The sequence below is a fragment of the Granulicella mallensis MP5ACTX8 genome (genome assembly GCF_000178955.2).
Lineage (GTDB): Bacteria > Acidobacteriota > Terriglobia > Terriglobales > Acidobacteriaceae > Granulicella > Granulicella mallensis.
Genome location: NC_016631.1, coordinates 4,613,991 through 4,637,080, shown reverse-complemented (window position 1 = coordinate 4,637,080; position 23,090 = coordinate 4,613,991). Strand labels below are relative to the sequence as shown.

General features: G+C 60.2%; 23 protein-coding genes. 12 read left to right on the top strand and 11 right to left on the bottom strand.

Annotated features, from left to right (window positions below; all coding sequences use genetic code 11):
• The first annotated feature begins 151 nt into the window (after positions 1–151).
• A complete protein-coding gene (locus ACIX8_RS18110; protein ID WP_014266826.1) occupies positions 152–1,216 on the top strand; it encodes a rod shape-determining protein in 1,065 nt (354 codons plus the stop codon).
• Between the two features lie 115 nt (positions 1,217–1,331).
• Positions 1,332–1,733, top strand: a complete 402-nt coding sequence (locus tag ACIX8_RS18105) for a DUF3224 domain-containing protein (protein WP_014266825.1) — start codon at positions 1,332–1,334, stop codon at positions 1,731–1,733.
• Between the two features lie 180 nt (positions 1,734–1,913).
• Here the strand turns inward: ACIX8_RS18105 and ACIX8_RS18100 are convergent, their stop codons facing one another.
• Entirely contained in the window at positions 1,914–3,065 is a 1,152-nt protein-coding gene (locus ACIX8_RS18100; RefSeq protein WP_014263729.1) for an IS481 family transposase, read from the bottom strand.
• A 110-nt stretch (positions 3,066–3,175) separates the two neighbouring features.
• Positions 3,176–3,955 carry a glucose 1-dehydrogenase gene (locus tag ACIX8_RS18095; protein WP_014266824.1) on the bottom strand — a complete coding sequence of 260 codons (780 nt, stop codon included), beginning with the start codon at positions 3,953–3,955 and terminating at the stop codon, positions 3,176–3,178.
• Positions 3,956–4,144: 189 nt separating this feature from the next.
• Between ACIX8_RS18095 and ACIX8_RS24770 the strand changes: the two genes are divergently transcribed.
• From ACIX8_RS24770 to ACIX8_RS18075, 4 genes are all read left to right on the top strand, one after another.
• Positions 4,145–4,726: a cupin domain-containing protein gene (locus ACIX8_RS24770; RefSeq protein ID WP_014266823.1), complete on the top strand. Its 582-nt coding sequence runs from the start codon at positions 4,145–4,147 to the stop codon at positions 4,724–4,726.
• An 88-nt stretch (positions 4,727–4,814) separates the two neighbouring features.
• A complete protein-coding gene (gene kduI, locus ACIX8_RS18085; protein WP_014266822.1) occupies positions 4,815–5,645 on the top strand; it encodes a 5-dehydro-4-deoxy-D-glucuronate isomerase in 831 nt (276 codons plus the stop codon).
• Positions 5,642–6,787, top strand: coding sequence for a sugar kinase (locus ACIX8_RS18080; RefSeq protein ID WP_014266821.1), 1,146 nt, complete (start codon positions 5,642–5,644; stop codon positions 6,785–6,787). Before kduI ends, ACIX8_RS18080 begins: the two co-directional genes overlap by 4 nt.
• Positions 6,788–6,855: 68 nt before the next feature.
• Positions 6,856–7,521 carry a bifunctional 4-hydroxy-2-oxoglutarate aldolase/2-dehydro-3-deoxy-phosphogluconate aldolase gene (locus ACIX8_RS18075; RefSeq protein WP_014266820.1) on the top strand — a complete coding sequence of 222 codons (666 nt, stop codon included), beginning with the start codon at positions 6,856–6,858 and terminating at the stop codon, positions 7,519–7,521.
• Here ACIX8_RS18075 and ACIX8_RS18070 read toward each other — a convergent pair.
• From ACIX8_RS18070 to ACIX8_RS18035, 8 genes are all read right to left on the bottom strand, one after another.
• Positions 7,510–8,457 carry a hypothetical protein gene (locus ACIX8_RS18070; protein ID WP_014266819.1) on the bottom strand — a complete coding sequence of 316 codons (948 nt, stop codon included), beginning with the start codon at positions 8,455–8,457 and terminating at the stop codon, positions 7,510–7,512. The genes ACIX8_RS18075 and ACIX8_RS18070 overlap by 12 nt on opposite strands.
• Before the next feature lie 2 nt (positions 8,458–8,459).
• On the bottom strand, positions 8,460–8,783 hold the full coding sequence (locus ACIX8_RS18065; protein WP_014266818.1) for a rhodanese-like domain-containing protein: 324 nt from the start codon (positions 8,781–8,783) through the stop codon (positions 8,460–8,462).
• Between the two features lie 15 nt (positions 8,784–8,798).
• A complete protein-coding gene (locus tag ACIX8_RS18060; RefSeq protein ID WP_014266817.1) occupies positions 8,799–9,146 on the bottom strand; it encodes an ArsR/SmtB family transcription factor in 348 nt (115 codons plus the stop codon).
• Positions 9,127–9,579, bottom strand: coding sequence for an SRPBCC family protein (locus tag ACIX8_RS18055; RefSeq protein WP_014266816.1), 453 nt, complete (start codon positions 9,577–9,579; stop codon positions 9,127–9,129). The genes ACIX8_RS18060 and ACIX8_RS18055 overlap by 20 nt, the downstream gene beginning before the upstream one ends.
• Positions 9,580–9,665: 86 nt before the next feature.
• On the bottom strand, positions 9,666–12,662 hold the full coding sequence (gene secA, locus ACIX8_RS18050; protein WP_014266815.1) for a preprotein translocase subunit SecA: 2,997 nt from the start codon (positions 12,660–12,662) through the stop codon (positions 9,666–9,668).
• Between the two features lie 129 nt (positions 12,663–12,791).
• A complete protein-coding gene (locus tag ACIX8_RS18045) occupies positions 12,792–13,091 on the bottom strand; it encodes a hypothetical protein (protein ID WP_014266814.1) in 300 nt (99 codons plus the stop codon).
• A 66-nt stretch (positions 13,092–13,157) separates the two neighbouring features.
• Positions 13,158–14,000 carry a rhamnogalacturonan acetylesterase gene (locus ACIX8_RS18040; protein WP_014266813.1) on the bottom strand — a complete coding sequence of 281 codons (843 nt, stop codon included), beginning with the start codon at positions 13,998–14,000 and terminating at the stop codon, positions 13,158–13,160.
• A 72-nt stretch (positions 14,001–14,072) separates the two neighbouring features.
• A complete protein-coding gene (locus ACIX8_RS18035; protein ID WP_014266812.1) occupies positions 14,073–14,900 on the bottom strand; it encodes a hypothetical protein in 828 nt (275 codons plus the stop codon).
• 212 nt (positions 14,901–15,112) lie between these two features.
• On the opposite strand from ACIX8_RS18035, the gene ACIX8_RS18030 reads away from it, so the two are divergent.
• The 6 genes from ACIX8_RS18030 to ACIX8_RS18005 all read left to right on the top strand — a co-directional run bounded on the left by ACIX8_RS18030 (position 15,113) and on the right by ACIX8_RS18005 (position 22,729).
• A complete protein-coding gene (locus tag ACIX8_RS18030) occupies positions 15,113–16,501 on the top strand; it encodes a dipeptidase (RefSeq protein WP_014266811.1) in 1,389 nt (462 codons plus the stop codon).
• A 9-nt stretch (positions 16,502–16,510) separates the two neighbouring features.
• On the top strand, positions 16,511–17,191 hold the full coding sequence (mobA, locus tag ACIX8_RS24765; RefSeq protein WP_014266810.1) for a molybdenum cofactor guanylyltransferase: 681 nt from the start codon (positions 16,511–16,513) through the stop codon (positions 17,189–17,191).
• A 33-nt stretch (positions 17,192–17,224) separates the two neighbouring features.
• Positions 17,225–18,181: an ABC transporter ATP-binding protein gene (locus ACIX8_RS18020; protein WP_014266809.1), complete on the top strand. Its 957-nt coding sequence runs from the start codon at positions 17,225–17,227 to the stop codon at positions 18,179–18,181.
• Positions 18,182–18,460: 279 nt separating this feature from the next.
• Entirely contained in the window at positions 18,461–19,867 is a 1,407-nt protein-coding gene (locus tag ACIX8_RS18015; RefSeq protein WP_223295379.1) for a sugar transferase, read from the top strand.
• Between the two features lie 29 nt (positions 19,868–19,896).
• On the top strand, positions 19,897–21,585 hold the full coding sequence (locus ACIX8_RS18010; protein WP_014266807.1) for an NAD+ synthase: 1,689 nt from the start codon (positions 19,897–19,899) through the stop codon (positions 21,583–21,585).
• Between the two features lie 112 nt (positions 21,586–21,697).
• Positions 21,698–22,729 carry a DsbA family protein gene (locus tag ACIX8_RS18005; RefSeq protein ID WP_014266806.1) on the top strand — a complete coding sequence of 344 codons (1,032 nt, stop codon included), beginning with the start codon at positions 21,698–21,700 and terminating at the stop codon, positions 22,727–22,729.
• Positions 22,730–22,787: 58 nt separating this feature from the next.
• Here ACIX8_RS18005 and ACIX8_RS25700 read toward each other — a convergent pair whose 3' ends face one another.
• The gene (locus tag ACIX8_RS25700; protein ID WP_150110656.1) at positions 22,788–23,090 is read right to left on the bottom strand and encodes a hypothetical protein; all 303 of its coding nucleotides are present in this window, start codon (positions 23,088–23,090) and stop codon (positions 22,788–22,790) included.

Genomic DNA, 23,090 nt, shown 5'->3' with positions numbered 1-23,090 from the left:
CGGAGAGCTCTTTGGGTCCTTGAAGGGGGTGATTTTCCGGCCTGCGCTGTTGTGCAGTCGGATGCTGGCTGGTCAACCGGATGGGCTTGGCTGCGAAGGATTACACTAGAGTGAGTCTAAGAGCTTATTGGAACAGGATCCGCCCAACAAAATGTCATCGAAGAACTTTCAGTCGCGTACATCGCGCGTGAGCAACATGCGCTCTATCTTCTCGCTCTTCTCCAGCGATCTGGCGATCGATCTTGGGACGGCGAACACCCTCGTCTTCGCGCACGGTAAGGGCATCATTGTGAACGAGCCTTCGATAATCGCCGTCAACCGCGTGACGGGCGAGGTGGAGGCTGTGGGTAAGGAAGCCAAGGAGATGCTGGGCCGAACTCCCGGCAACATCATCGCGATCAAGCCGATGAAGGATGGCGTGATCGCCGACTTCAAGCAGACCGAGAAGATGTTGAACTACTTCATCCAGAAGGCGCACAACCGCAAGATGATGGTGCATCCGCGCATCGTCATCGGCGTGCCGAGCGAGATTACGCAGGTGGAAAAACGCGCGGTTATGGACTCCGCCTATCGCGCCAAGGCCAGCGAAGTGCATCTCGTAGAGCAGGCGATGGTGGCCGCGATTGGCGCGGGTCTGCCGATCACTGAGCCCGGCGGCAACATGGTCGTCGACATCGGTGGCGGAACGACGGACATTGCGGTGATCTCGCTTGCGGGCATCGTCTACTCGCGCTCGGTTCGCATGGCCGGCAACCAGATGGACGAAGCCGTGATGACCTACCTGAAGCGCAAGTACAACCTGCTGGTAGGCGAGCGCACGGCGGAGCAGATCAAGATCGAACTCGGTTCGGCGTTCCCGCTGGACAAGCCGCTGACGATGGAGATCAAGGGCCGCAACCTCATCGAGGGCGTGCCGAAGACCATCACCATTGAGGATTCGGAGATTCGCGAGGCGCTCGGCGAGTGCATTGCGACGATCATGAATGCGATTCGTGTGGCGCTGGAGCGGACTCCGCCTGAGCTGTCGGCGGACATCTCCGACCGTGGCATCGTGCTGACGGGTGGTGGTGCACTGATTAAGAACCTCGACCGCCGTATTCGCGAAGAGACTGGACTGCCCGTTTCGATTGCGGACGATCCGCTTGCCAGCGTGGTGTTGGGAACAGGCAAGATGCTGTCGGATTTCCGGTTGCTGCGGAAGATCTCGATCGACTAATTTTGTGGTGCTGGAAGAGGCCGCCTGCGGGCGGCCTTTTCTATTGGGTGCGTGGCACTGTGAGCTTGTGGTATTTCTAGGGCCGCAGCCCAATACAGCAACCCGGAGGAGAAGGATGAAGCAGGCAAAGGGAATGTTTGAGGTGAAGATCGCTCCTGCCGAGGCGTCGGCTATCGGAAAAGAGGGCGGAGTCGGACGGATGACGATCGACAAGGTGTTTTCAGGGGAGCTGGAAGGGACCAGCAAGGGCGAGATGCTGACCGGGATCACGGAGAGCACGGGAGCGATGGCTTATGTCGCGATCGAATGTGTCACTGGCAAGCTCGACGGCCGCGCTGGGAGCTTCGTTCTAATGCACAATGCCACGATGAACAAGAATGACCCGAAGTCGAGCCATCTGCAGGTTGTCGTGGTGCCGGGGTCGGGGACGGAAGGTCTCGGTGGATTGACCGGGACGCTGGCGATCACGATAGAGGCCGGTAAGCATTTCTACGATTTTGAGTATGAGCTGGCGTAGGGCGGGGCTGCGTCGCCGTTAGGGCAACCTCTAAATAGTCTTTAGCCGCGGAGGGGGATGGCAGGCTCGCGCTGGGGGCGTTCCCTCAGTGGCTAAAGCCACGTTCTCGGCGGGTGTTAGCGGCAGGGTTGAAACTGTCTAGTCTCCAGACATCCTTTACAGATTGTCTCCAGACATCCTTTACAAGTTGAGGAAGTTTGCCGGGCATGGCTCCACGATCGTGGAGCCATGCCCGGCGAGATCGAGTTCCCGGATCAGGGTAGCTCCGTAGAAGACGAGGGCGCGGTGGTCGATGCGCTGAATTCGGACGAGTTGTCCGGCGAGCGCACCGGCCACCTGCCAGGTGGCCTTATCGAGCCGCAACGATCCATTGGAGTTCAGTGGGTAGACTTCTGCATCGGCGGGATAGACGGGGTCCAGGGGTTTTGTGAAGGGTCGCAGGCTAGCCTTCCAGCGGCTTGCCGGAGTGGCCATCTCCAGTGCCTGGTGCGGACGAATGTGGTTGTACTCATAGCGGAAGCTGTCCAGCCATGCCTGCTCCTGGCCCTTCTCTGGCTGTACACGACGTCGTCTCGCCATCTCCAGCGAGCGATGGAAGCGCTCTACCTTACCTTGCGTCTGCGGGTGGGAGTAGCCGGAGAAGTAGAGGCGGATACTTAGCCTCATCAGCCATACCGACAGTTGTGTCCAGCCCCCTGCGGACTGCATGTTCCACCACGGAGTGCCGTGATCCATCAGCATCGCATCCGGTAAACCACAATCCCTGAACGCCTGGTCCAGACGTTGCTGCACGCCGTCTGCACCGCTGGAACCCAGATGTTCCAGTGCCACTGCGTAACGACTATGGTCGTCCAGCACAGATAACGGGCCGATATGGGTGCCCCAGCCCTTCGGACTCTTGAAATCCATCTGCCAGAGCTGGTTCGGCCGTTCCCGACAGAAGCTCCCGGTCGCCTTCCGATGACGATCCAGCGGATGCACCAAACCGCGCCGCTTCAGTATCCGATGAACCGTTGCGACTGGAACGTTCACACCATCCTTCTCCAAGAGCCACTGCAGCTTGCGCGCGCCCCACTCCGGATACAGCCGGCGCAGATCCTCGATCCGCCCTTCTAACTCCGCAGAACTCCGCCCCGGGCTGTGCAAGGGCTTGCGGCTGCGCTCCGCAATCCCACTCAAACCACTCTCGCGATACCGCTTCACCCATAAGTAGCCGGTGGGCCGGCTAATCCCGTACTCCTCGCACAACACCGCTAGAGAACGCAGACCAGAGACTGCTTCCTGCACAAACGAAACACGCTGCGACGAGACTTCCACATGCCTCCACGACATCCAGACACCCCCACAAATCTGTAAAGGATGTCTGGAGACAATGTGTAAAGGATGTCATGAGTCCGTACAGCTGAAGCCCCGCCCTTTCAAAGCGTTATTGTTGCAAAACTCTATCGTCCCATCCAGCCGCCGTCTACGGTGAGGACGGTTCCCGTAACGTAGTTGCTTGCTGCTGAGGAGAGGAAGAGCGCTGCACCTGCGAGATCCTGCGGCTTGCCCCAGCGGGCGGCGGGGATGCGTTCGAGGATCTGGCGATTGCGTGTCTCGTCGGCCTGCAGAGCTTCGGTGTTGGTCGTAGAGAAGTAGCCAGGGGCGATGGCGTTTACCCGAATGCCCTTGGGGGCCCACTCGTTGGCCAGGGCCTTGGTGAGCTGGGCCACGCCGCCTTTGGAGGCCGCATAGGCCGGAACGCGGATACCGCCCTGGAAGCTCAGCAGCGAGGCAATATTGACGATCTTTCCCGCGGCCTCGCGCGAGATCATGTCGCGGGCGACGAACTGCGAGAGTTGGAAGACGCTGGTGAGATTGACCTGCAGGACGTGCTGCCAGTCCTCAAGCAGGGTGTCTTCGGCGGCGTTGCGATGGATCGTTCCCGCGTTGTTGACCAGGATGTCCACGCGTCCGAAGCGCTCTTTGACTGCACCGAAGAGGGATTCCGCGCCGCTGGTCGAGGAGAGGTCAGCCTGGAAGGCTGCGGCCTTGTCGCCGATGGCCATAGCGGTCTCTGTGGCGGGTCTGCGATTGCCGTGCACGGCGACCTCGGCTCCGGCCTGTGCGAGCGCCGTGGCGATGGCTGCGCCGAGGCCGCTGGCGGCTCCGGTGACGAGCGCGACTTTGCCGTCGAGGCGAAAGAGATCGAGGATGGTCGGAGCGGTGGTGGAGATAGACATGATGAAGAAACTCTACGCGGAGTGACGCACGAAGAGCAAAGGGTGAAGGCAATGCCCGAGGCGAACATTTTTATGCCGCCGAAAATTATTCTCTGCGCAGTCATCCGGTTGTATAAAGCTGACGAGTCTATGCGCTCTTGCGTATGCTGTTGGACAGGTTTGTTGAGGCTGCAATACCGGAGGCTTGAGATGAAGGACCTGTTGGGTAGGTGGGGACGGCCAGCGCGGAGACTGGCGGCGCTGGCATTCATAGGGGCGGCGACTGTGATGAGCGCACAGAGCGCGCAGTCCACGATTCAGACGCAGCCTGAGGCATTGAACTTCGACGCGCTCGCGCAGCAGGGTAAGGCCCTGCTGGAGCAGGCGAAGGCAGGTAACGGAAGCGCCAGTATTACGCTGGCAAACTATAACGGCCACTACACGATGCTGTCGGCCCGCACCCAGAGTGGTGGCGGCGAACTGCACAAGCACTTTGCCGACTTCCTGATCGTGATCGATGGCGAGGGCACGGAGCTGACCGGCGGCACGATGATCGACGGCAAGGAAGGCCCGAACGGCGAGGTGCGTGGAACGCGTCTGGATGGAGCGACGCCCCATGTGCTGCACAAGGGCGACTTCATTCATATTCCGGCGGGTACGCCGCATCAGGCGATTGAAGCTCCGGGGCAGACCATCACGATGTATGTGATCAAGGTGGAAGAGCGGGGTGAGGCGGGGGTGACGAAGACTTTGGTGGCACCGCCGCCGCCTCCACCGCCTGCGAAGAACTAACGTCCATATGCAATAGACAACGGTATGCAATCACAGCGCGCAATCAAGGCGCGTTATTCTTAGAGCCACAGACAAGAGGAGATTTACGATGAAGTTGCTGCAAATGGCAGATCCCGTTCGCTACAGCCGCATGACGACACCGGAGCTGCGCGAGACCTTTTTACTCGAAGGCATGTTTCGTCCCGGCGGCCTCGATCTTGCCTATGTCGATCTCGACCGCACGGTGATCGGCTCGGCTGTACCCACGACGTCCGCTTTGCATCTGGAGACGCAGCCGGAGTTGCGGGCTGAGTTCTTCTGCGAACGGCGCGAGCTGGGCGTGCTCAACGTCGGTGGTTCGGGTTCGGTCACGGTGGATGGAGAAACCTTCGAGCTAGGCAAGCTCGATTGTCTTTATATCGGTCGCGGGAGCAAGGTGATCAGCTTTTCCAGTGAGGATGCGGAGAAGCCTGCTGCGTTCTATCTGTTGAGCTATCCGGCCCATGCAGAGTTTCCGACGAAGATGGTGCGCTTCCAGGACCTCGAAGGTCTGAAGCTCGGCGCGGTGGAGACCTGCAACAAGCGCACGATCTACAAGGCGATCTATAAAGAGGGGCTGCGTAGCTGTCAGCTCGTGATGGGCTTTACGCTGCTGGACGAAGGCTCGAACTGGAACACGATGCCGCCACACACGCACATGCGCCGCAGTGAGGTCTACCTGTACTTCGACGTCGATCCCGCGCACCGCGTGCTACACCTGATGGGGCCACCGCAGGAGACGCGGCATCTCTTTATCGGCGACCGTGAGGTTGCGGTCTCTCCGGGCTGGAGCGTCCATGCAGGTGTGGGCACCAAGAGCTATGGTTTCTGCTGGGGAATGGGCGGTGAGAACCAGGCGTACGACGACATGGATGCCGTGGCCATTGCGGAGTTGAAGTGAGCCAGCGAGTCAGCGAGTCAGCGAGTGAGCTAATCAGTGATTCGGCGCAGGGCCATGGCGGTTTGGCCCTGCGCGACCCTGTGCTTTGTGAGTGGGACCTGGTTTCGCTCGGCGAGGTGATGCTGCGCTTCGATCCGGGCGAGGGACGGATTGTCGGCTCTCGCAACTTTCGCGTGTGGGAGGGCGGCGGTGAGTATAACGTTGCACGTGGCCTGCGCCGCTGCTTCGATCTGCGGACCGCTATCGTTACTGCGCTCGTGGATAATCCCGTGGGCCGGTTGGTCGAAGATCTGATGCTGCAGGGCGGAGTCGATCTGTCGCATGTGCTGTGGCGGGATTTTGACGGTGTCGGACGTGAGGCTCGTAACGGGATCTATTTTCTGGAGCGCGGCTTTGGCGTGCGCGGTGGCATGGGGATGATGGACCGCGGCAGCACGGCGATCTCACAGATGAAGCCCGGCGATGTGGACTGGGACGAGATCTTTCAGGACGAAGGTGTCCAGTGGTTCCATACCGGCGGCGTCATGGCGGCGTTGAGTGAAGACTCTACCGAGGTGGTGCGCGAAGCGATGGCTGCTGCGAAACGCCATGGCACGATCGTGAGCTTCGACTGCAACTACCGGCCTTCGCTCTGGAAGTCACGTGGAGGGCGGAAGGGTTCTATCGATGTGAATCGATCGCTGATGCCGCTGGTCGATGTTTTGTTTGGCCACGAAGGCGATATCGCGGCGACGCTTGGCGAAGCCTCTCAGGGGCCCGTGTGGCATACGCTGGACAGCTTCCGCGCCATGGCCGGCCGTGTGACGGCGGAGTTCGGAAATCTCAAGGTGATCGCCAGCACTGTACGGCGTCTGCACACGGCGAACCGCAATGGCTGGAGCGCTTTTGGCTATGCGGAGGGTGAGGCCTATGAAGGCCTGCGCTTTGACGATCTCGAGATCCTGGACCGTGTTGGCGGGGGCGATTCGTTCGCTTCGGGGTTGATCTACGGTCTGCTGCAAGGCAAGGGGATGCGTTACGCCCTGGATTGTGGGATCGCGCATGGAGCGCTCGCGATGACGACCGCAGGTGACTCGTCGATGGCTACACTGCCGGAGGTGGAACGATTGATGGCGGGGGGCTCGGCGGGAACGGTTCGGTAAGAGCGCGGAGAGTTGTTGGGGCGTTTTGAGCTACGAGCTATGAGTAGTTGAGCGATGAGGGGATAAAGATGAGCTTGAGCAAGAGTGAAGTGTTGCAGGAGATACGCAGGATCGGGCTGCTTCCCGTATTGCGTGCGGAGAGTGAAGATCAGGCGCTGGCGTTGGCGGAGGCCATTGCGGCGGGCGGCGTCACCGTGCTCGAAGTGACGATGACCGTGCCCGGTGCGGTGCGGGTGATGGCAAGGCTCACGAAGGAGCGCCCTGACATCCTCATCGGCGCGGGGACCGTGCTTGATCCTGAGACCGCGCGTATCTGCATGCTCGAAGGCGCACAGTTTGTCGTAAGCCCTGCGCTCAACGTGAAGACGGTGGAGATCTGCCAGCGCTACTCTGTCGCGGTGCTGCCGGGAGCTCTCACGCCGACCGAGGTGGTGACGGCCTGGCAGTGCGGCGCGGATATCATCAAGGTCTTTCCGGCGAATGCGCTGGGTGGAGCGAAGTATCTGAAGAGCCTGAAGGCTCCGCTGCCGCAGATTGAGCTGATTCCAACGGGTGGCGTCTCGCTGGCGACGGCGCATGAGTTTCTCGAGGCTGGTGCGTTTGCGCTTGGTGTTGGAGCGGACCTCGTGGACACGAAAGCCATTGCCGCCGGGCAGCCGGAGACGATCACGGAGAATGCACGGAAGTATCTTGAGATTGTGAAGCGTTTTCATCACCGTGCTTCAGCGGCCTGAGCAGGGAAATCCGTTTGCCCGTAGCTGTTCCGCGATTTCCGGCGGAGGTTGGGCATCGCAGAGCGCCTGGGCGGCGAGTTTTGAGTCCTGCGCGCCGGAGATGACGCGCTGCAACAGCCAATCCGTAGCTTCGGGCAGCCGGGTCGAGGCGATGGCTGTGAGCAGCGTTGCGCGGAAGTCGCGGTTGAATGTGGCGTCGTGAGCGGTCTGCAGCAGTGTGACGGCTTGAGGCGAGCGATGCTCGGCCAGGACGAAGGCGGCTTCGGCGGAGAGCTCGTCTCCGAGTGTGAGAAAGCCGGAGACCCAAGGCAGAGCGGATTCGCCGTCGAGGCGGAGAACTCCACCGAGGCAGGCTCCGATCAACTCCGGGGCGTCGCTGCCAAGCTCCGCGCGCAGCCGCAACATCAGGGCTGCCGCATCGGAGCCTATCTGTTCGACGGCGCGAGCGGCGTTGACGCGAACGGGTAGCTCTTCATCGCGAAAGAGCGGGGCGAGATGCCGCAGCAGGGTTGAGGAAGAGATCTCGCGGCACTGCACCAGGGCGAGCGCGCAGGCTCCGCGCAAGGGGCCTGCACTGTCGGAGGGTCCACCCCAGGTGGGTTCCGGCTGGTGATGTTTCATGCCTGCGAGAAAGAGTTCGGTGTTCTGATACTCCAGCGCGGCGAGCGCCTTGCCGATCTCATTCTTGGCCCAGCATTGGGGATCGGTTTTGGCCGGGTTCCCGGCTGCGGGCATGAAGCGGTAGAAGGCCTCGGCGAGCGCGTCTGTGAGGACCGCCAGGTGAAGGCGTCCCGCATGCTTGGCTGCACGCGAGACGATCAAGTTGCTGCGATGGTTGAGGGCCTTGCGAAGCAGCGGCAGGGCTTCGTCCGGCGGGAGCTCGGCGGCAGCGTTCACCGCATCGAGTTCGGCGTCGAAGTTTCGCGCGGCAGCCATGGTCAGTAGAGAGGAACGGTGGGATCGATGGAGCGCGACCAGGCGTTGATGCCGCCTGCAACCGACTGTGCCTTGTCAAAGCCCTGCTGGCGCAGCCAAGCGGCGACCGAGAGCGAACGGGCTCCGTGATGGCAGAGGACGAGGATGTGCTGCTCTTCGTCGAGCTCCTGGTGGGCGCGGGAGGGAACTTCGTTCATCGGCATCAGCGTGCTGCCCGCGATGCTGGCGGTGTTGAACTCCCATTGTTCGCGCACGTCGAGGAGCAGAGGTGGCGTAGCTGAGGAGAGTTGTTGCTTGAGTTGGTCGACGGTGATTTCGAGATCCATGTCTTCAGGATATAGCTATTCCTCGTTGATTTCGACGAAGGACTTAAGCCGGGAGAGTGTCTGGTCCCATCGTTCAGAGACTAGATCCAGATATCGTTTGAGTTCGTCGAGGGGCTTCGGGTTGAATTCGAAGAGACTTTCGCGGCCCGCTCGCGTGCTGTGTACGATGCGCACGCGCTCCAGGATGCGCAGGTGTTTCGTGACGGCCTGACGCGTTAGCTTAGAACCTTCGGTGAGCTGAGCGATCGACTGTCTCTGCCCGTCAGAGAGCCTGACGAGCAGAGACAGTCTCGTCTCGTCGCCGAGTGCGGCAAAGATTTTTGCCTTGGCTTGCGGCTTAGGACTAGAGCGCCTGGGCGACATAGGTCTCGATGTTCTTGAGTTGCTGGGTCCAGCCGGAGTCGTTCATTCGGAAGGCGTCTGCGAAGCGTTCGCGGGGAATGTGCTCGAAGCCAGACTCTGTAACGGTGAGTTCTGTGCCAGTCGCGGTCTTCGCGAGCTTGAACTCGACGAGGGTGGGTGTTTCCTTGGAGTAGTCCACCTTGGGATCGATGGCATAGGGGTGCCAGGTAAAGGAGAAGAGGTGCTCTGGCTCTAGCTTTTGCACGATGACCTCCATGAAGAGGTGCTCGTAGCCGGGCCAGGTGATGTAGCCGCGAGCTGTTTCGCCGGGAACGAAGGGGCCTTCGAGATTGACGCGGAACCATTCTCCGAACTGGCGGTAGTCTGTGAGGGCTCGCCAGACGCGTGAGACCGGAGCCTTCAGTTCGATATGCTTTTCGATACGATTGTCCATAAGGCAACCTCCTAGTTGCATATTATGGGGAGACAAGAAAAAGAGCAACCTTTCGGTTGCTCTTTTTCAATGCTCGCGATTTGCTGTTACGCGTTGGCGCCGTGGCACTTCTTGTACTTCTTGCCGGAGCCGCAGAAGCACTCGTCGTTGCGACCGAGCTTCTCTCCTGCGCGACGGGGAGAAGCTGTGTAGGTGGTTGCTCCACCTACGTTGCGGGCGGCGTCGAGGTCGCGCTGCTTCTTACGTTCAAACTCACGCTCCAGCGCGTCGATGGTGGTCGATGGCGGACGGGTCGGCACGGCGGGCGGGGGAGTTGCCGGCTGTGAGGGCGGCAAGCCGGCCTCCTCGGAGATCGAGCGTTGCTGCTGCGGCGGCAGAGACGGAGGCGCAGGCTGTGCCGACTGCAGCGCGGCGAGTTGTTCGGCTGTCTCGATCGGGGTGCCGTCGGGAGCGAGGATCTGCATGCGGAAGAGGTGACGCGCGGTGTCTTCCTGGAAGCGCAGCATCATCGTCTCGAACATCTCGAAAGACTCCTTCTTGTAGGCCACCAGCGGGTCCTGCTGCGCGTAACCGCGCATGCCGATGCCTTCCTTCAATTGGTCCATCGAGAGCAGGTGTTCTTTCCAGAGGCCGTCGAGCACGCTGAGCATGACGATGCGCTCGTGATAGCGCATGTTGGGCTCACCGAGAATCTTCTCCTTCACGTCGTAGCGCTCACGCAGCTTGTCGAAGATGGCGTCGCCAAAGTCGTGACGGCTGAGCTGGGTCGGATCGATTTCGCCTTCGAGTTTGGCGCCGAAGATGTCGTAGATCTGGGAGAAGATCTGCTCGACGTTCCACTGGTCCGGGTGAGCCTTTTCAGGAGCAAACTCCTCGAGGATGCCCGAGAGGATCGTCGAGACGTAGTCCTCGGTGATGAGCTGCTTCTGCTCGGTGCCTTCCATGAGCTGGCGGCGCAGGCCGTAGACGGCTTCGCGCTGCTTGTTCATGACGTCGTCGTATTCGAGCACGTGTTTACGTGACTCGAAGTTCTGCGATTCGACCGCCTTCTGCGCGGATTCGATGCGCTTGGAGATCATGCGGCTTTCAATCGGGACGCCTTCTTCCATGCCCAGCGATTGCAGCAGTGTGCCGACCCACTCGCGCGCGAAGATGCGCATGAGGTCGTCTTCGAGGGAGAGGAAGAAGCGCGAGGAGCCGGGGTCGCCCTGACGGCCGGCGCGGCCGCGGAGCTGGTTGTCGACGCGCCGCGACTCATGGCGCTCGGTGCCCAGAATGTGCAGGCCGCCCGCCTCGATGACGGCATCGTGCTCGACCTTGGTGGCGGCGGAGTGCGAGGCGATGATGTCGTCCCACTGCTGCTGCGAGGTCTCGAACTCCTGCGACTGGTAGTAGAAGCGCACAAACCCGGGAGCCGCTACGGGTTGGATGGAGCCTTCGGCGGCTGAGACGGCGCGGGCCAGATTGCGCTTCACGAGGTCCTGGCGGGCCATGAACTCGGAGTTGCCGCCGAGCAGGATGTCCGTGCCGCGGCCGGCCATGTTGGTGGCGATGGTCACCATGCCGAGCCGTCCGGCCTGGGCGACGATCTCGGCTTCCTTCTCGTGAAACTTGGCGTTCAGCACGACGTGGCGCACGCCCTTGCGCTTCAGGATGTCGGAGAGCAGTTCGGATTTTTCAATGCTCGTAGTGCCGACCAGAACGGGCTGCTTCTGCGCATGCAGACGCTCGATCTCGTCGGCGACGGCGAAGTATTTTTCTTTCGCGGTACGGTAGACGACGTCCGAGTTCTCGATGCGGAGCATCTGCCGGTTCGTCGGGATGACGACGATCTCAAGCTTGTAGATGCTTTCGAACTCGGAGGCTTCCGTCTCGGCGGTGCCGGTCATGCCGGAGAGCTTCTTGTACAGGCGGAAGTAGTTCTGGAAGGTGATGGTGGCGAGCGTCTGGTCTTCCTTGCGGATGACCACGCCTTCCTTGGCTTCGACGGCCTGATGCAGGCCATCGGACCAGCGACGGCCGGGCATCAGGCGGCCGGTGAACTCGTCGACGATGATGACTTCGCCGTCTTTTACTACGTACTCCACGTCGCGCCGGTAGAGAGCGTGCGCCTTGATGGCGACCTCGATGTGGTGCTTCATGTCCCAGTTTTCGGGGTCGGCGATGTTGCCAATGCCGAGGAGACCTTCGATCTTTTCCCAGCCTTCGTCGGTAACGGTGACGGCGCGTGCCTTTTCGTCGACCACGTAATCGCCGGACCAGATCTTGGTTTCGAGCGACTCGATCAGTTCGCCTGCTTCAATTTGGGGAATGATGGTGTTGGCGATGGCGTACTTGTCGGTGGTCTTGTCGGTCGGGCCGGAGATGATGAGCGGGGTACGGGCTTCATCGATGAGGATGGAGTCGACTTCGTCGACGATGCAGTAGTAGTTGCCGCGCTGGACCTGCTCGCTGATCTCGAACTTCATGTTGTCGCGCAGGTAGTCGAAGCCGAACTCGTTATTGGTGCCGTAGGTGATGTCCGAGGCGTAGGCTTCGCGGCGCTGGCGATCGTCGAGGTCATGCACGATGACGCCGACGGAGAGGCCGAGGAAGCCGTAGATTTTGCCCATCCACTCGGCATCGCGCTTGGCTAGATAGTCGTTGACGGTGACGACGTGCACGCCGTGGCCGGCGAGTGCGTTCAGGTAGCAGGGAAGCGTCGCGACGAGAGTCTTGCCTTCGCCGGTCTTCATCTCGGCGATCTTGCCGGAGTGCAGCACCATGCCGCCGATCATCTGGACATCGAAGTGACGCATGCCGACGACGCGGCGTCCGGCCTCGCGCACGACGGCGAAGGCTTCGGGCATGATCTCGTCGAGTGCGGCTTTTTCGGCGGCAGTGATCTCGTCGGCGTCGGTCAGGCCTTCGATGGCCTTGGCGATGCGGGCTTTGAATTCAAGGGTCTTGGCCTGGAGCTCGGCGTCCGATAGGGCCTTGATGGACTCATCGAAACCGTTGATCTGCGCGAGTACCGGGAGCATGCGTTTTACGGCACGTTCGTTGCTGGTACCAAAGACTTTGGCGAGTACAGTGTTGATCAAAGCGGGTGTCCTTTTTGCGTGGGCGCCGGGTGGAAACACGGGCACAGAGGATCGCAATCTCTAGTTTGTGTGGAACAGATGGGCTGAGCCAAGTGGCGGCCTGCACGGAATGCGCTCGGGAAAAGGGGCCTAAAGGCTGAAGCCGGTGACGGCCTGAAGCTCTGTGCAGTGGGCAGAGGGAGGACGCATGGTCCAGACAGCACGGTGCTGGACGAGCGAGGCAACAGGAAGATCGAACCGGAGGGCATCCTTGCTGCCGGAGTTGAGCTCCGCCCAGGTATCGACTCCGGCGTAGTCCTGCGCCAGCAGAACGCCTATATAGTGGACGCCGCTACGGAGGTCGCCCTCGCGCAGGACCGATCCTTCTGCCGCGCCGAGAGAGGCGAGCAGCAGTAGGACGCTGGCGAGATGGAGGGCGCGAAGTCGCATTAATTGGATTTTAGACGAAAGAGGGCACCGCGGATGTAAATACACATCCGAGTGCTTCGCTCCTGGCTACGGCTTGAGATAGCCGGCGAGGGGGACATGGCTTGCACGGAGGGCATCGGCTACGGACTGGGCGTTCTTTTCAGCTCCCTCAGGGCTGGTGTGGGTGTGGTCGATGGGAAAGAGTAGAGCGGTCTTTTCCTGGCCCAGGGCCTCCAGGCGGTCGGCTTCGAGGGTGGCCATGTCGATGACGGGGATGTGCTCCTGGTCGGCGATCTGGTGAATGAAGGCGGTATAGCCCATGTCCCGCTCGATGTGGCCGTTAGTCCAGATATTACGGATGGTGAGGGTAAGAATCATGGGCTGGACGCCCTTGGCTTTGGCTTCGTCGATCATCTTGCGCATGTACCAGCCATAGGTATGGACGGTCTCGAGCTGGCCGGCGAGTGGGCCGGTGGTTTGGGGGACGTCCTTGGTTTCGTCGCCGATGCCCTTCAGGGTGCCGCGCGGTTTGGCTCCGCCGAGGTCGCCGCCATCGTTGTGGCCCATCTGCAGGAGGAGGAAGTCGCCGGGTTTCATCTCACTGAGAACTTTGGTCCAGCGGCCTTCATTGATGTACGTGCGGGAGGAGCGGCCGGCCACGGCTCGGTTCGCGACGTTGACGCGGGAGGTGTCGAAGAGAGGTGCGAAGTGGTCGCCCCAGCCGAGGTTGGCTCCGTTGCGGGCGGTAGAATCTCCGACGATGAAGACGGTCGGCAGCTTCAGGTTGAGCGGAGTGTCGGTGGGGAGATTGGTTTGCGGGGGAGCGTCGGGGGTAGCGGGCACGCTTTGCTGCGCCGGGGCCAGCGATCCAAAGCCAAGGGCAAGCACGGCAGGAAGTACCAGGCGGCGGAGAGCAAGGGCTCGATTCATGGGTGAAATGGTATCACCATGGAATTGCCATCCTGTCTCCGCCGCCTTGAGAGGTATGGTGGTCCAGGCGTTTTAGTCTTTGTTGTGGAAGAGCGCGTTGTTGATGTCCGGCCAGAACTCTTTGAGGACGAAGGTGGCTGCGTCGATGCCGATGCTTGTGCCCCATTGGGTGCCGGTGTTGCCCAGACCGCGCTCCCGGCTGGGATAGTAAAGGTTGGAGAGACCGGCTCCGGCTCCTGCTCCCACGACTTCACCAGCGTTGAAGACCTCTTTGCCGGAGTCCGAGCGGGTGATGATGGTGCGGCTCAGGGCATAGCCGGTGCGCTTGAGAAAGCCTCCGTGGCCCAGCGTGTAGTAACGGGTGTCTTCGTGGGTGGCGGCGGGGACGACAAACTCCACCATGTAGTTTTCGACGGTCTGGTCTACGAGGGAGTGCCAGAAGTAGCGGCCATAAGCAACTCCGCCATGGCCGAACTCAGGCGTGGCGTTGCGGGCCAGATCGAAGCCTGCGAGTCCTGCCGGTACGACGATGGCCGAGTAGTCGAAGGTGTCCTGGCTGGCGGTTATGAACTTGTCTTTGACCGTCTGCGGCGGCAGATGCTGATCTGCGCTTACGGCACGGAAGTTTGGGATGATGCCGAGAATGCGCTTCGTCTGCTTCCCGGAGGGATCGTTGTCTTGGGATGCCGGAGTTTGGGGCGTTGGGGCATCGATCAGGGGCGGCGAGTCTGAAAAGTTGCCTGCTGCGTTCGAGGAGCTATAGGAGACGTTGGCCACCGGTGCTGCAGGAAGACTGGGGGTATCAGACGCCGCAAGCTGCTGCGCACAGAGTTCACCGGTGCAAAGTAATCCGAGGAAAAGAGCGATTGAGACTGTGTGGCGCGGCGTGATCTTCGTCATGCTTCCTTCTGTGTTGACTGATTCTGAGATGAGTTTTGCAGGATTGAGCTGCTTCGTAATTTATAGCGCTGTAGTTGTTATAGACGGGGAAGTGCCGATCAAAGATGTAAAGAGATCGTAATTCCCTCCGCAGCAGGTTGGAGACGAGAGATAGACGGACTATTCTGGGGGCATCGGTGTATGGTGCCGGAACGGTTTTGAGGAGTGTTTTGATGAGCGGCAAGGCAGTGGAGTTTGCGAAGGACAATGGGGCACGGTTTGTTGAGGAGTTGAAGGCGCTGTTGCGCATTCCGTCGATTTCAACCACTCCGGAACGTGCGGGCGATGTGCGCAAGGCGGCGGAGTTCGTTGCCGAGGGCCTGCGTGCGGCTGGAATGGAGAACGTCCGGCTGATCGAGACGACCACGGCGACTCACCAGGGGCATCCGCTGGTCTATGCCGATTGGTTGCATGCTCCCGGAAAGCCGACGGTGCTCTGCTATGGGCACTACGATGTCCAGCCTCCCGATCCTCTCGATGAGTGGAAGTCGCCGCCGTTTGAGCCGGAAGAGCGCGATGGCAATATCTACGCGCGCGGCGCGGTCGATGATAAGGGCCAAATGTGGATGCATGTGAAGGCGCTCGAGTCCCTTCTGAAGGCCGAAGGCAAGCTGCCGGTCAACATCAAGGTGATCGTCGAAGGCGAAGAAGAGGTTGGCGGAGAGGGCATTGCGGCCTTTGTGCGGGAGCATGGGGATGTGCTCAAGGCCGACGCCGCGCTGGTGAGCGACACCGAGATGTTCGCGCCTGAGTTGCCGACGTTGTGCGTCGGTCTGCGCGGCATGATCTATACGGAGCTTGAGGTGCGCGGCGCCGCGACCGATCTTCATTCCGGCATGTATGGCGGTGCAGCTCCGAATCCATTCGTCGCCCTGGCACAGATCATTGCGAAGCTGAAGGATGAGACCGGACACATCGCGATTCCCGGCTTCTATGACGGCATCGAGGCTCCTACTGCGGATGAGCTGAAGGCCTGGAAGTCATTGCCGTTTGATGAGGAGCACTATCGCAAGACAGAGGTGGGCTCGACGGAGCTGACGGGCGAGCCGGACTTCAGCGTGCTGGAGAGGACGTGGTCGCGTCCGACGATGGATGTTCACGGCATGCCCGGAGGCTTTACCGGAGCGGGCGCGAAGACCGTGATTCCGGCAAAAGCGCTGGCGAAGATCAGCTTCCGTCTGGTGCCGGGAATGGCTCCCGAGGCCACGTTCGAGAAGTACAGGAAGTTCGTCGAAGGGATCGTCCCGAAGGGAACCCAGGTGACGGTGCGGATGATCCACTCCGGTGAGCCGATCGTGGTGAGCACGGACAACGACTATATCCGCGCCGCAAAAGAGGCGATGGCCGAGGTCTTCGGCAAGGAGACGGTGTTTGTACGTGGTGGCGGGTCGATCCCGATCGTCGGCGACTTCGTTCGTGAGCTGGGAATTCCTACAGTGATGATGGGGTTCGGGCTGCCGGACGACAATCTTCATGCGCCGAACGAGAAGTTTCACCTGGCCAACTTTCATCGCGGGATCGAGTCGATCGTGCGGTTCTTTGGGCTGGTTGGTGGGGCTTAGGCCTTCGAGTTGCGAGATTCGAGAGACGAGTTTCGAGAGGGCGATACGAAGCTGCCCGTGCATGGGTTCGTGCTGGCGGGCGGAAAGAGCCTGCGCATGGGACGGGATAAGGCGCTGCTGCCGTTTTGTGGGCGTCCAATGGTCGAGATTGCGGTCGAGAAACTGCGGGAGTTTTGCGTTGATGTGAGCATCGCGGGGAATCGTGAGGATCTGGCGGGGTATGCGCCGGTGGTGCAGGAGGAGTTGCTGGGTGCAGGCCCGGCGGCTGGCATTGCAGCCGGATTGATGGGGGCATTGCAGCCGTGGGTGATGGTTATCCCTGTCGATGTGCCGTTGGTGCCTGTGCAACTTCTGCACAACTGGGCTACCGCCGTTTTGGAACGGGGGCTCGCAGGTTGCGGGGCAAGCTATCTGCTGGTGAATCAACAGCGGCAGCCTGCTTTCTGCATGATTCGGCGGGAGTGCTATGCCTCTGTTGCTCAGGCCATTGAGCGTGGGGAACGTCGCCTGGATGAAATCCTTATGAGTATTGATAACGACGGGGCTGAATGGCTATGGTCCTGTGATGCCTCGCACTTTGCTCCGGAGACAAATCCTGCCGCGCTCGATCTCGAGTTCTGGTTCTCGAACATGAACACTCCACAGGAATTGGCTGAAGCCGAGATCTGGGCCCAGCATCGAACAGCGTAACCACGAATGGGATACTAGCTGGGAGGGAAAGCTGTGACTGACGACAACGAGGCCAAACTGCCGCCGGATGAAGAAGTGTCCCTGACCGCGGAGGTTTCGGCGGATGTCGCTCCTGTGGTTGAGGAGTTCATGGCCGAGGCGGCGCAGGCTAACGAGGAAGAGGCTGAAGCCATTGCGAATGATTCGAATATCGAAGCTGATGCGGGGATTGCCGGTGAGGAGTTCTTAAACTCCTCCCAGGTCGGTCCTTACATCTCCTTTGAGCACGTCTGTAAGTCATTTGGCGACTTCGTTGTGCTGGAAGATGTGAGCTTTTTCGTCAATCCGGGGGAGACGCTCTGTATTTTGGGACGAAGCGGCGTCGGCAAGTCGGTTTCTTTGCAGATCTTGATGGGTTTCCTCAAGCCCGATCAGGGAACGGTGCTGGTCGCCGGGCAGGACATCTCGGGTCTCTCCGAGCGGGAGATGCAGGAGGTTCGGCGCAAGGTCACGATGGTCTTCCAAAACGGTGCGTTATTCGACTCCATCTCGGTGGGAGAAAATGTGGCTTTTCCGCTGCGTGAGCGCAGAACAATGGAGGAGGACCAGATCCGGCAGGTGGTCAAGGGTTTGCTGGAGATGGTGGGGGTCGCCGGGATGGAAGACCTGCTGCCTTCGGACCTTTCCACCGGTATGAAGCGGTCGGTGGCGATTGCGAGGGCACTCGCGGCTCAGCCGTCGGCTGTTCTGTATGACGAACCGACCACCATGGTCGATCCTTTAATGGCGCATCTTTTAGGAGACCTGATCCAACGTTTAAAAGTGCAACTGCATCTCACGAGTATTGTGGTCACCCATGATATGCGTTTCGCTCAGAAGTTGGCTGATCGCGTTGTCTTTCTGCACGAAGGCAAGGCGCATTTCTTCGGGACGATGGAGGAGATGCGCTCCAGCAAGGATCCTGTACTTCAGGAATTCCTTGCTTTGGATGCCCTGATTCTGCCAAACTAGGGTTAACAATCATTCACCCTTCGGGGTCCAACGTTTTTGAAATGATGTTGTTACGGGTACGGGCTTGTTAATGTTTTTCGAACGCCGTTCAACCGTTGCCCATAGAGTATGGGACACTTCCTCAAGATAGATAACAAACACCGTTCTTCGGTGTGGGGCCATTTACGGTAGCTCAAGATGACGACACCTGACTATCTCCAACAGATAGTGATTTCCGGGAGGCATGGGAGGCATGGTGCCTCTGCGGCTGGGACTGCGGGAACCTTATCGCAACCGGCGTTGACCAGTATCGTTTGGGCTTCTTTTGACTTTTTTACCGCTATGTTTGCCGGTTTCATCGCCTTCCGGCTCCGGTTTATCCCTGAAAGCCCGATTCCTGCGGATAGAGTCCTGGCCCACCTGGTGCCGGCGCGCCCGGCTGTCTCGTTTATGTTCCTCGCGCTCTTCGGCCTCTACCTGGTGATCTTCGCGCGGATTTATGGGCTGTATGGCCTGGCTCAGAACCACAGCGGCCTGCACGAGCAGCGGATGACCGTACAGGCGACCCTGACCGCCGGCCTGCTGCTTTGCGGCAACCTGTATGTGATGCATGGGTACGCTATCTCGCGTGTCATGGTGCTCCTGACGGTTGTGATCACGATGGTGCTGGTGATGATTCGCCGTGCCGTGATGCGCAAGCTGCGAGAGCGCCGCTACCTGCAGGGATTGGAGACGCGCAACGTCCTGATCGTGGGGGATGGACGCGTTGGCCATGCGTTGCGCAACCACCTGGAAGCTCTTCGTCATATGGGCTTCCGTTTCATGGGCTTCATCTCGCTTGCCCCGAGGGGCGATGACCGGATTGCTCCCGATGTGATCGGCGACGTCAGCAACTGTGTGGCGCTGGCCAGGTCCTTGTTCGTCGACGAGATTTACTTTTCGACCCCCGCCGATAAGCAGACCGTCATGGCCGTCGTCGAAGAGGCCCGCTCGCAGGGAATCGATGTGCGCGTGGTCCCCGATCTGTATGACGGCCTCGCCTGGAACGCACGGGTGGAGTACATCGGACAGTTTCCGACGATCCCCCTGCATCGGCGCGACTTCCCGCGCGGCGCCTTCCTGCTGAAGCGGATTCTGGATGTCGCGCTGTCGGTCATCATTCTTGGGATTGCTTCACCTTTGATGGTTGCTATCGCCATCGCTGTGCGGCTCGATTCCAAGGGGCCGTTCTTCTACCGCGCTCAGCGCATTGGCCGCAAGGGACGGACTTTCACCTGCTACAAGTTCCGCACGATGGTGGTCAATGCCGACCGGCTGCGCGAGAACCTGGCGCATCTGAACGAACGCGAGGGTGTGCTCTTCAAGATCAGCAACGATCCTCGCATCACCAAAATCGGCGTCATCCTGCGCAAGTACTCTCTGGACGAGCTTCCCCAGCTCTTCAATGTGCTGATCGGCGATATGAGCCTCGTCGGTCCGCGGCCGCCGATTGCTGCCGAGGTCGAGCAGTATGAGCTCTCTCATCTGCGCCGTCTGGATGTGCTGCCGGGAATGACCGGGCTGTGGCAGGTGGAAGCCCGCCAGGATCCCTCGTTCGACAGCTATATCTCACTGGACACGGCGTATGTCGAGAACTGGAACCTGTTGCTGGATCTACGCATCCTGGCGCGGACGATCAGTGTCGTTGTGGGCGGCACAGGCTCCTGAGGAACCCCGGGCCGCGATAGACTGATTCTGTGCGGATTGCCCTGGCCCAAATCAACCCGACTGTCGGAGACTTCTCCGGCAATTTGCAGAAGATTCGTGAGTTTACGGAGTGCGCTGTTGCGCAACGCGCCGACCTCGTGATCTTTCCGGAACTTGCGATCTGCGGATATCCACCCGCGGATCTCCTTGAAAAGGAATCGTTTGTCAAACGCGCCGAGGCGTCGCTGGCGGAGGTTGCCGCGTTGACCAAGGGGGAAGGGCGTCCAGCCATCCTCTGCGGGGCGGCATTGTCCGTTGCACAACCTACCGGCAAGCATGTGCGCAACGTCGCGGCGCTGCTGGAGGCAGGAGAGATCCGGAGCCTGCAGCAGAAGATGCTGCTCCCGTTCTATGACGTCTTTGATGAGCAGCGTTACTTTGAGCCTGCGACCCATCAGTCGCTCGCGGTGGTCAAAGGTCAGGCCGTGGCACTCACGGTATGCGAGGACGCCTGGAACGACAAGGTATTCTGGCCGCGCCGCAATTATTCTGTCGACCCTGTTGAAGAGTTGATGAAGCAGTGGGCTGTACTGCCGCAACCACTGGGAGGGCAGCGGCTGATTCTGAACATCTCCGCTTCTCCTTACTGGCATGGCAAGGTCGAAGTCCGGCAGCGCATGATCGGCGCCCTGGCGAAGCGGCACCATGCGACGGTCGTGCTGGTGAACCAGGTAGGGGCCAACGATAGCCTGGTCTTCGACGGAAACTCGTTTGTCGCCGGGCCTGACGGGGAGATCGTGGCGCAGGCGCGTGGGTTTGCCGAAGACCTTGTGATCTTCGATACGGATAGCGCTCCGGTAAAGGTAGCTTCTGTGCCGGAGACGGACGCCGCGACCCAGACGTCCCTCACATGGCAGGCGCTGGTGCTGGGAACACGCGATTATGTGCGCAAGTGTGGCTTCAAGAAGGCGCTCCTGGGGTTGAGCGGGGGAATCGATTCGGCTCTGGTTGCGGCGATTGCCGTGGAGGCTCTCGGCGCGGAGAATGTGCAGGGAATCGGGATGCCGAGCGAGTTTTCGTCTACCGGTTCGGTCAGCGATGCCGAGAAGTTGGCGCAGAACCTGGGGATCGCGTTCTCGGTCGTGCCTGTGCGCGAGATCTACACGCAGTTCTCTGACTCGTTACAGCCGTTCTTTGCCGGCACGTCGTTTGGCCTGGCGGAGGAGAATCTGCAGCCGCGCATTCGCGGCAGCCTGCTGATGGCGCTCTCCAACAAGACCGGAGCCCTGGTGCTGACGACCGGCAACAAGAGCGAGATGGCGACCGGTTATTGCACGCTTTATGGCGATATGGTCGGCGCGCTTGCCGTGATCGGAGATGTGTACAAGACCGAGGTCTACGCGTTAAGCCATTACGCCAACCGTGAGCGTGAGATCATCCCGGAAGACACCTTGACCAAGCCTCCCTCGGCGGAGTTGCGGCCGGGGCAGAAGGATACCGACTCCCTGCCGCCTTACGAGGTGCTCGATCCGATCCTGAGGGCTTACATTGAGGACTATGTCTCTGCCGAAGAGATTGCGGCAAAGCAGGGTGTGGATGAGAACCTGGTGCGCTCGGTGATCCAGTTGGTGGAGCGCAGTGAGTACAAACGGCAGCAGGCTGCTCCGGTGCTCAAGGTTTCCAAGAAGTCCTTTGGCATGGGGAGACGCTTTCCCATCGCCGCAAAACGCGAAGTCTGAAGTTCAACCGGGGTCTAATGGTTCAAGCAGGCCCTAACGGAAAAGCTCGACAAAATCTGAAAAGAAATAAACGGCTGAGGCGGAGACCGCTGAAGCCAGGAGACCGAAAGACGTGAAGAACAGCACCCTCGCAACGGCAGCCGGTCTGGCGCTGCTGACAGTCGCAGTACCGATGTTCGGGCAGACGCCGGGCACGCCCAAGCTTAGTCCCGCAACGCAGGCTGCGGAGCCCCAGGCTCCCAAGCCGCAGAACGCCGTGCCGCCTGCCAATCCGTTTCCTCCGGTAAATCCGAAGAATTTTACGGCGACCTCTCCTACGGCCGATGAGGTTAACAGCTTTCTGAAGGCGATCTGGGGTTACGACGAGAATCGCATCTGGAGCGTTGCCGCAGTCCTTGCGACGCCGGCCCCTGGTGTCAGCAAGGTCGTTGTCTTTGTGTCAGATAAGTCGCAGCCGGGTAAGGGCACGCAGACTGTCTTCTTCACTACGCCGGATGGCAAGCATGCGATCGCCGATAACGTGATCGACTTCGGTGCGACGCCGTTTGCCGCGACACGGAAGATTCTGCAGGATCGTGTCGATGGCCCCGCGCGCGGAGCCGCAGGCAAAGAGCTTTTGCTCGTAGAGTTTGCCGATCTGCAGTGCCCTCACTGCAAGGAAGTCCAGGCGACGATGGACAACATTGCGCAGGACTTCCCCCAGGCGCGCATCGTGTTTGAGAACTATCCGATCAGCGAGCTTCATCCCTACGCGTTTCGCGCGGCGGCTGAAGGCGAGTGCGTACGCAAGGCCAAGGGCGATAGCGCGTTCTTTACCTATGCGCAGACCGTCTTCGACATGCAGGATGGGCTGACTCCTGAGCGTGCTGACGCTACGTTGAGCGCTGCTGTCACGAAGGCTGGCGGAGACCCCGCGGCGGCGGCTGCCTGCGCGGAGACTCCGGCGATCAAGGATGCTGTCAAGGCCTCCCAGAAGCTGGGTACGGATGTTGGTGTTGACCAGACACCGATTCTTGCGGTGAACGGTCATCTGCTTCCGGTCGCGGGTATTCCGTACGAGACGCTGAAGAAGATCATTGCGCATCAGGCTGGGCTGGACGGGGTCGTCGTGCACCTGCAGCCTACGCTTTCGACCTTGAAGTAGGGAATTACGGAAGCCCCATTCTTGTCGCGTTTGTGCGGCGAGGATGGGGCTTTCGCTTTTAAGGGGCACAAATCGTCTTTGTTTTTCTGGTTGTCATGCCGAGCGCAGCGAGCGAACCTGCTGTCTCCCGCTTTTCGCCGGTTGATGCCACAAATATTACGTTCTGGCGTAAATGCTGCTTCAGTTCTGACTTATATGTTTCCGGGTGGTACGAACAAAGAACGGGAGACAGCAGGTTCCTCCCCTTCGCTTCGCTCGAGGGGCGGAATGACAACCAGAAAACAACAGCAACAGCAAAGGCAAGCGCCTTCGAACCCGTGGCTGTGCCGATGATTGCTTTTATCTGTAAGCCCTTACTCAC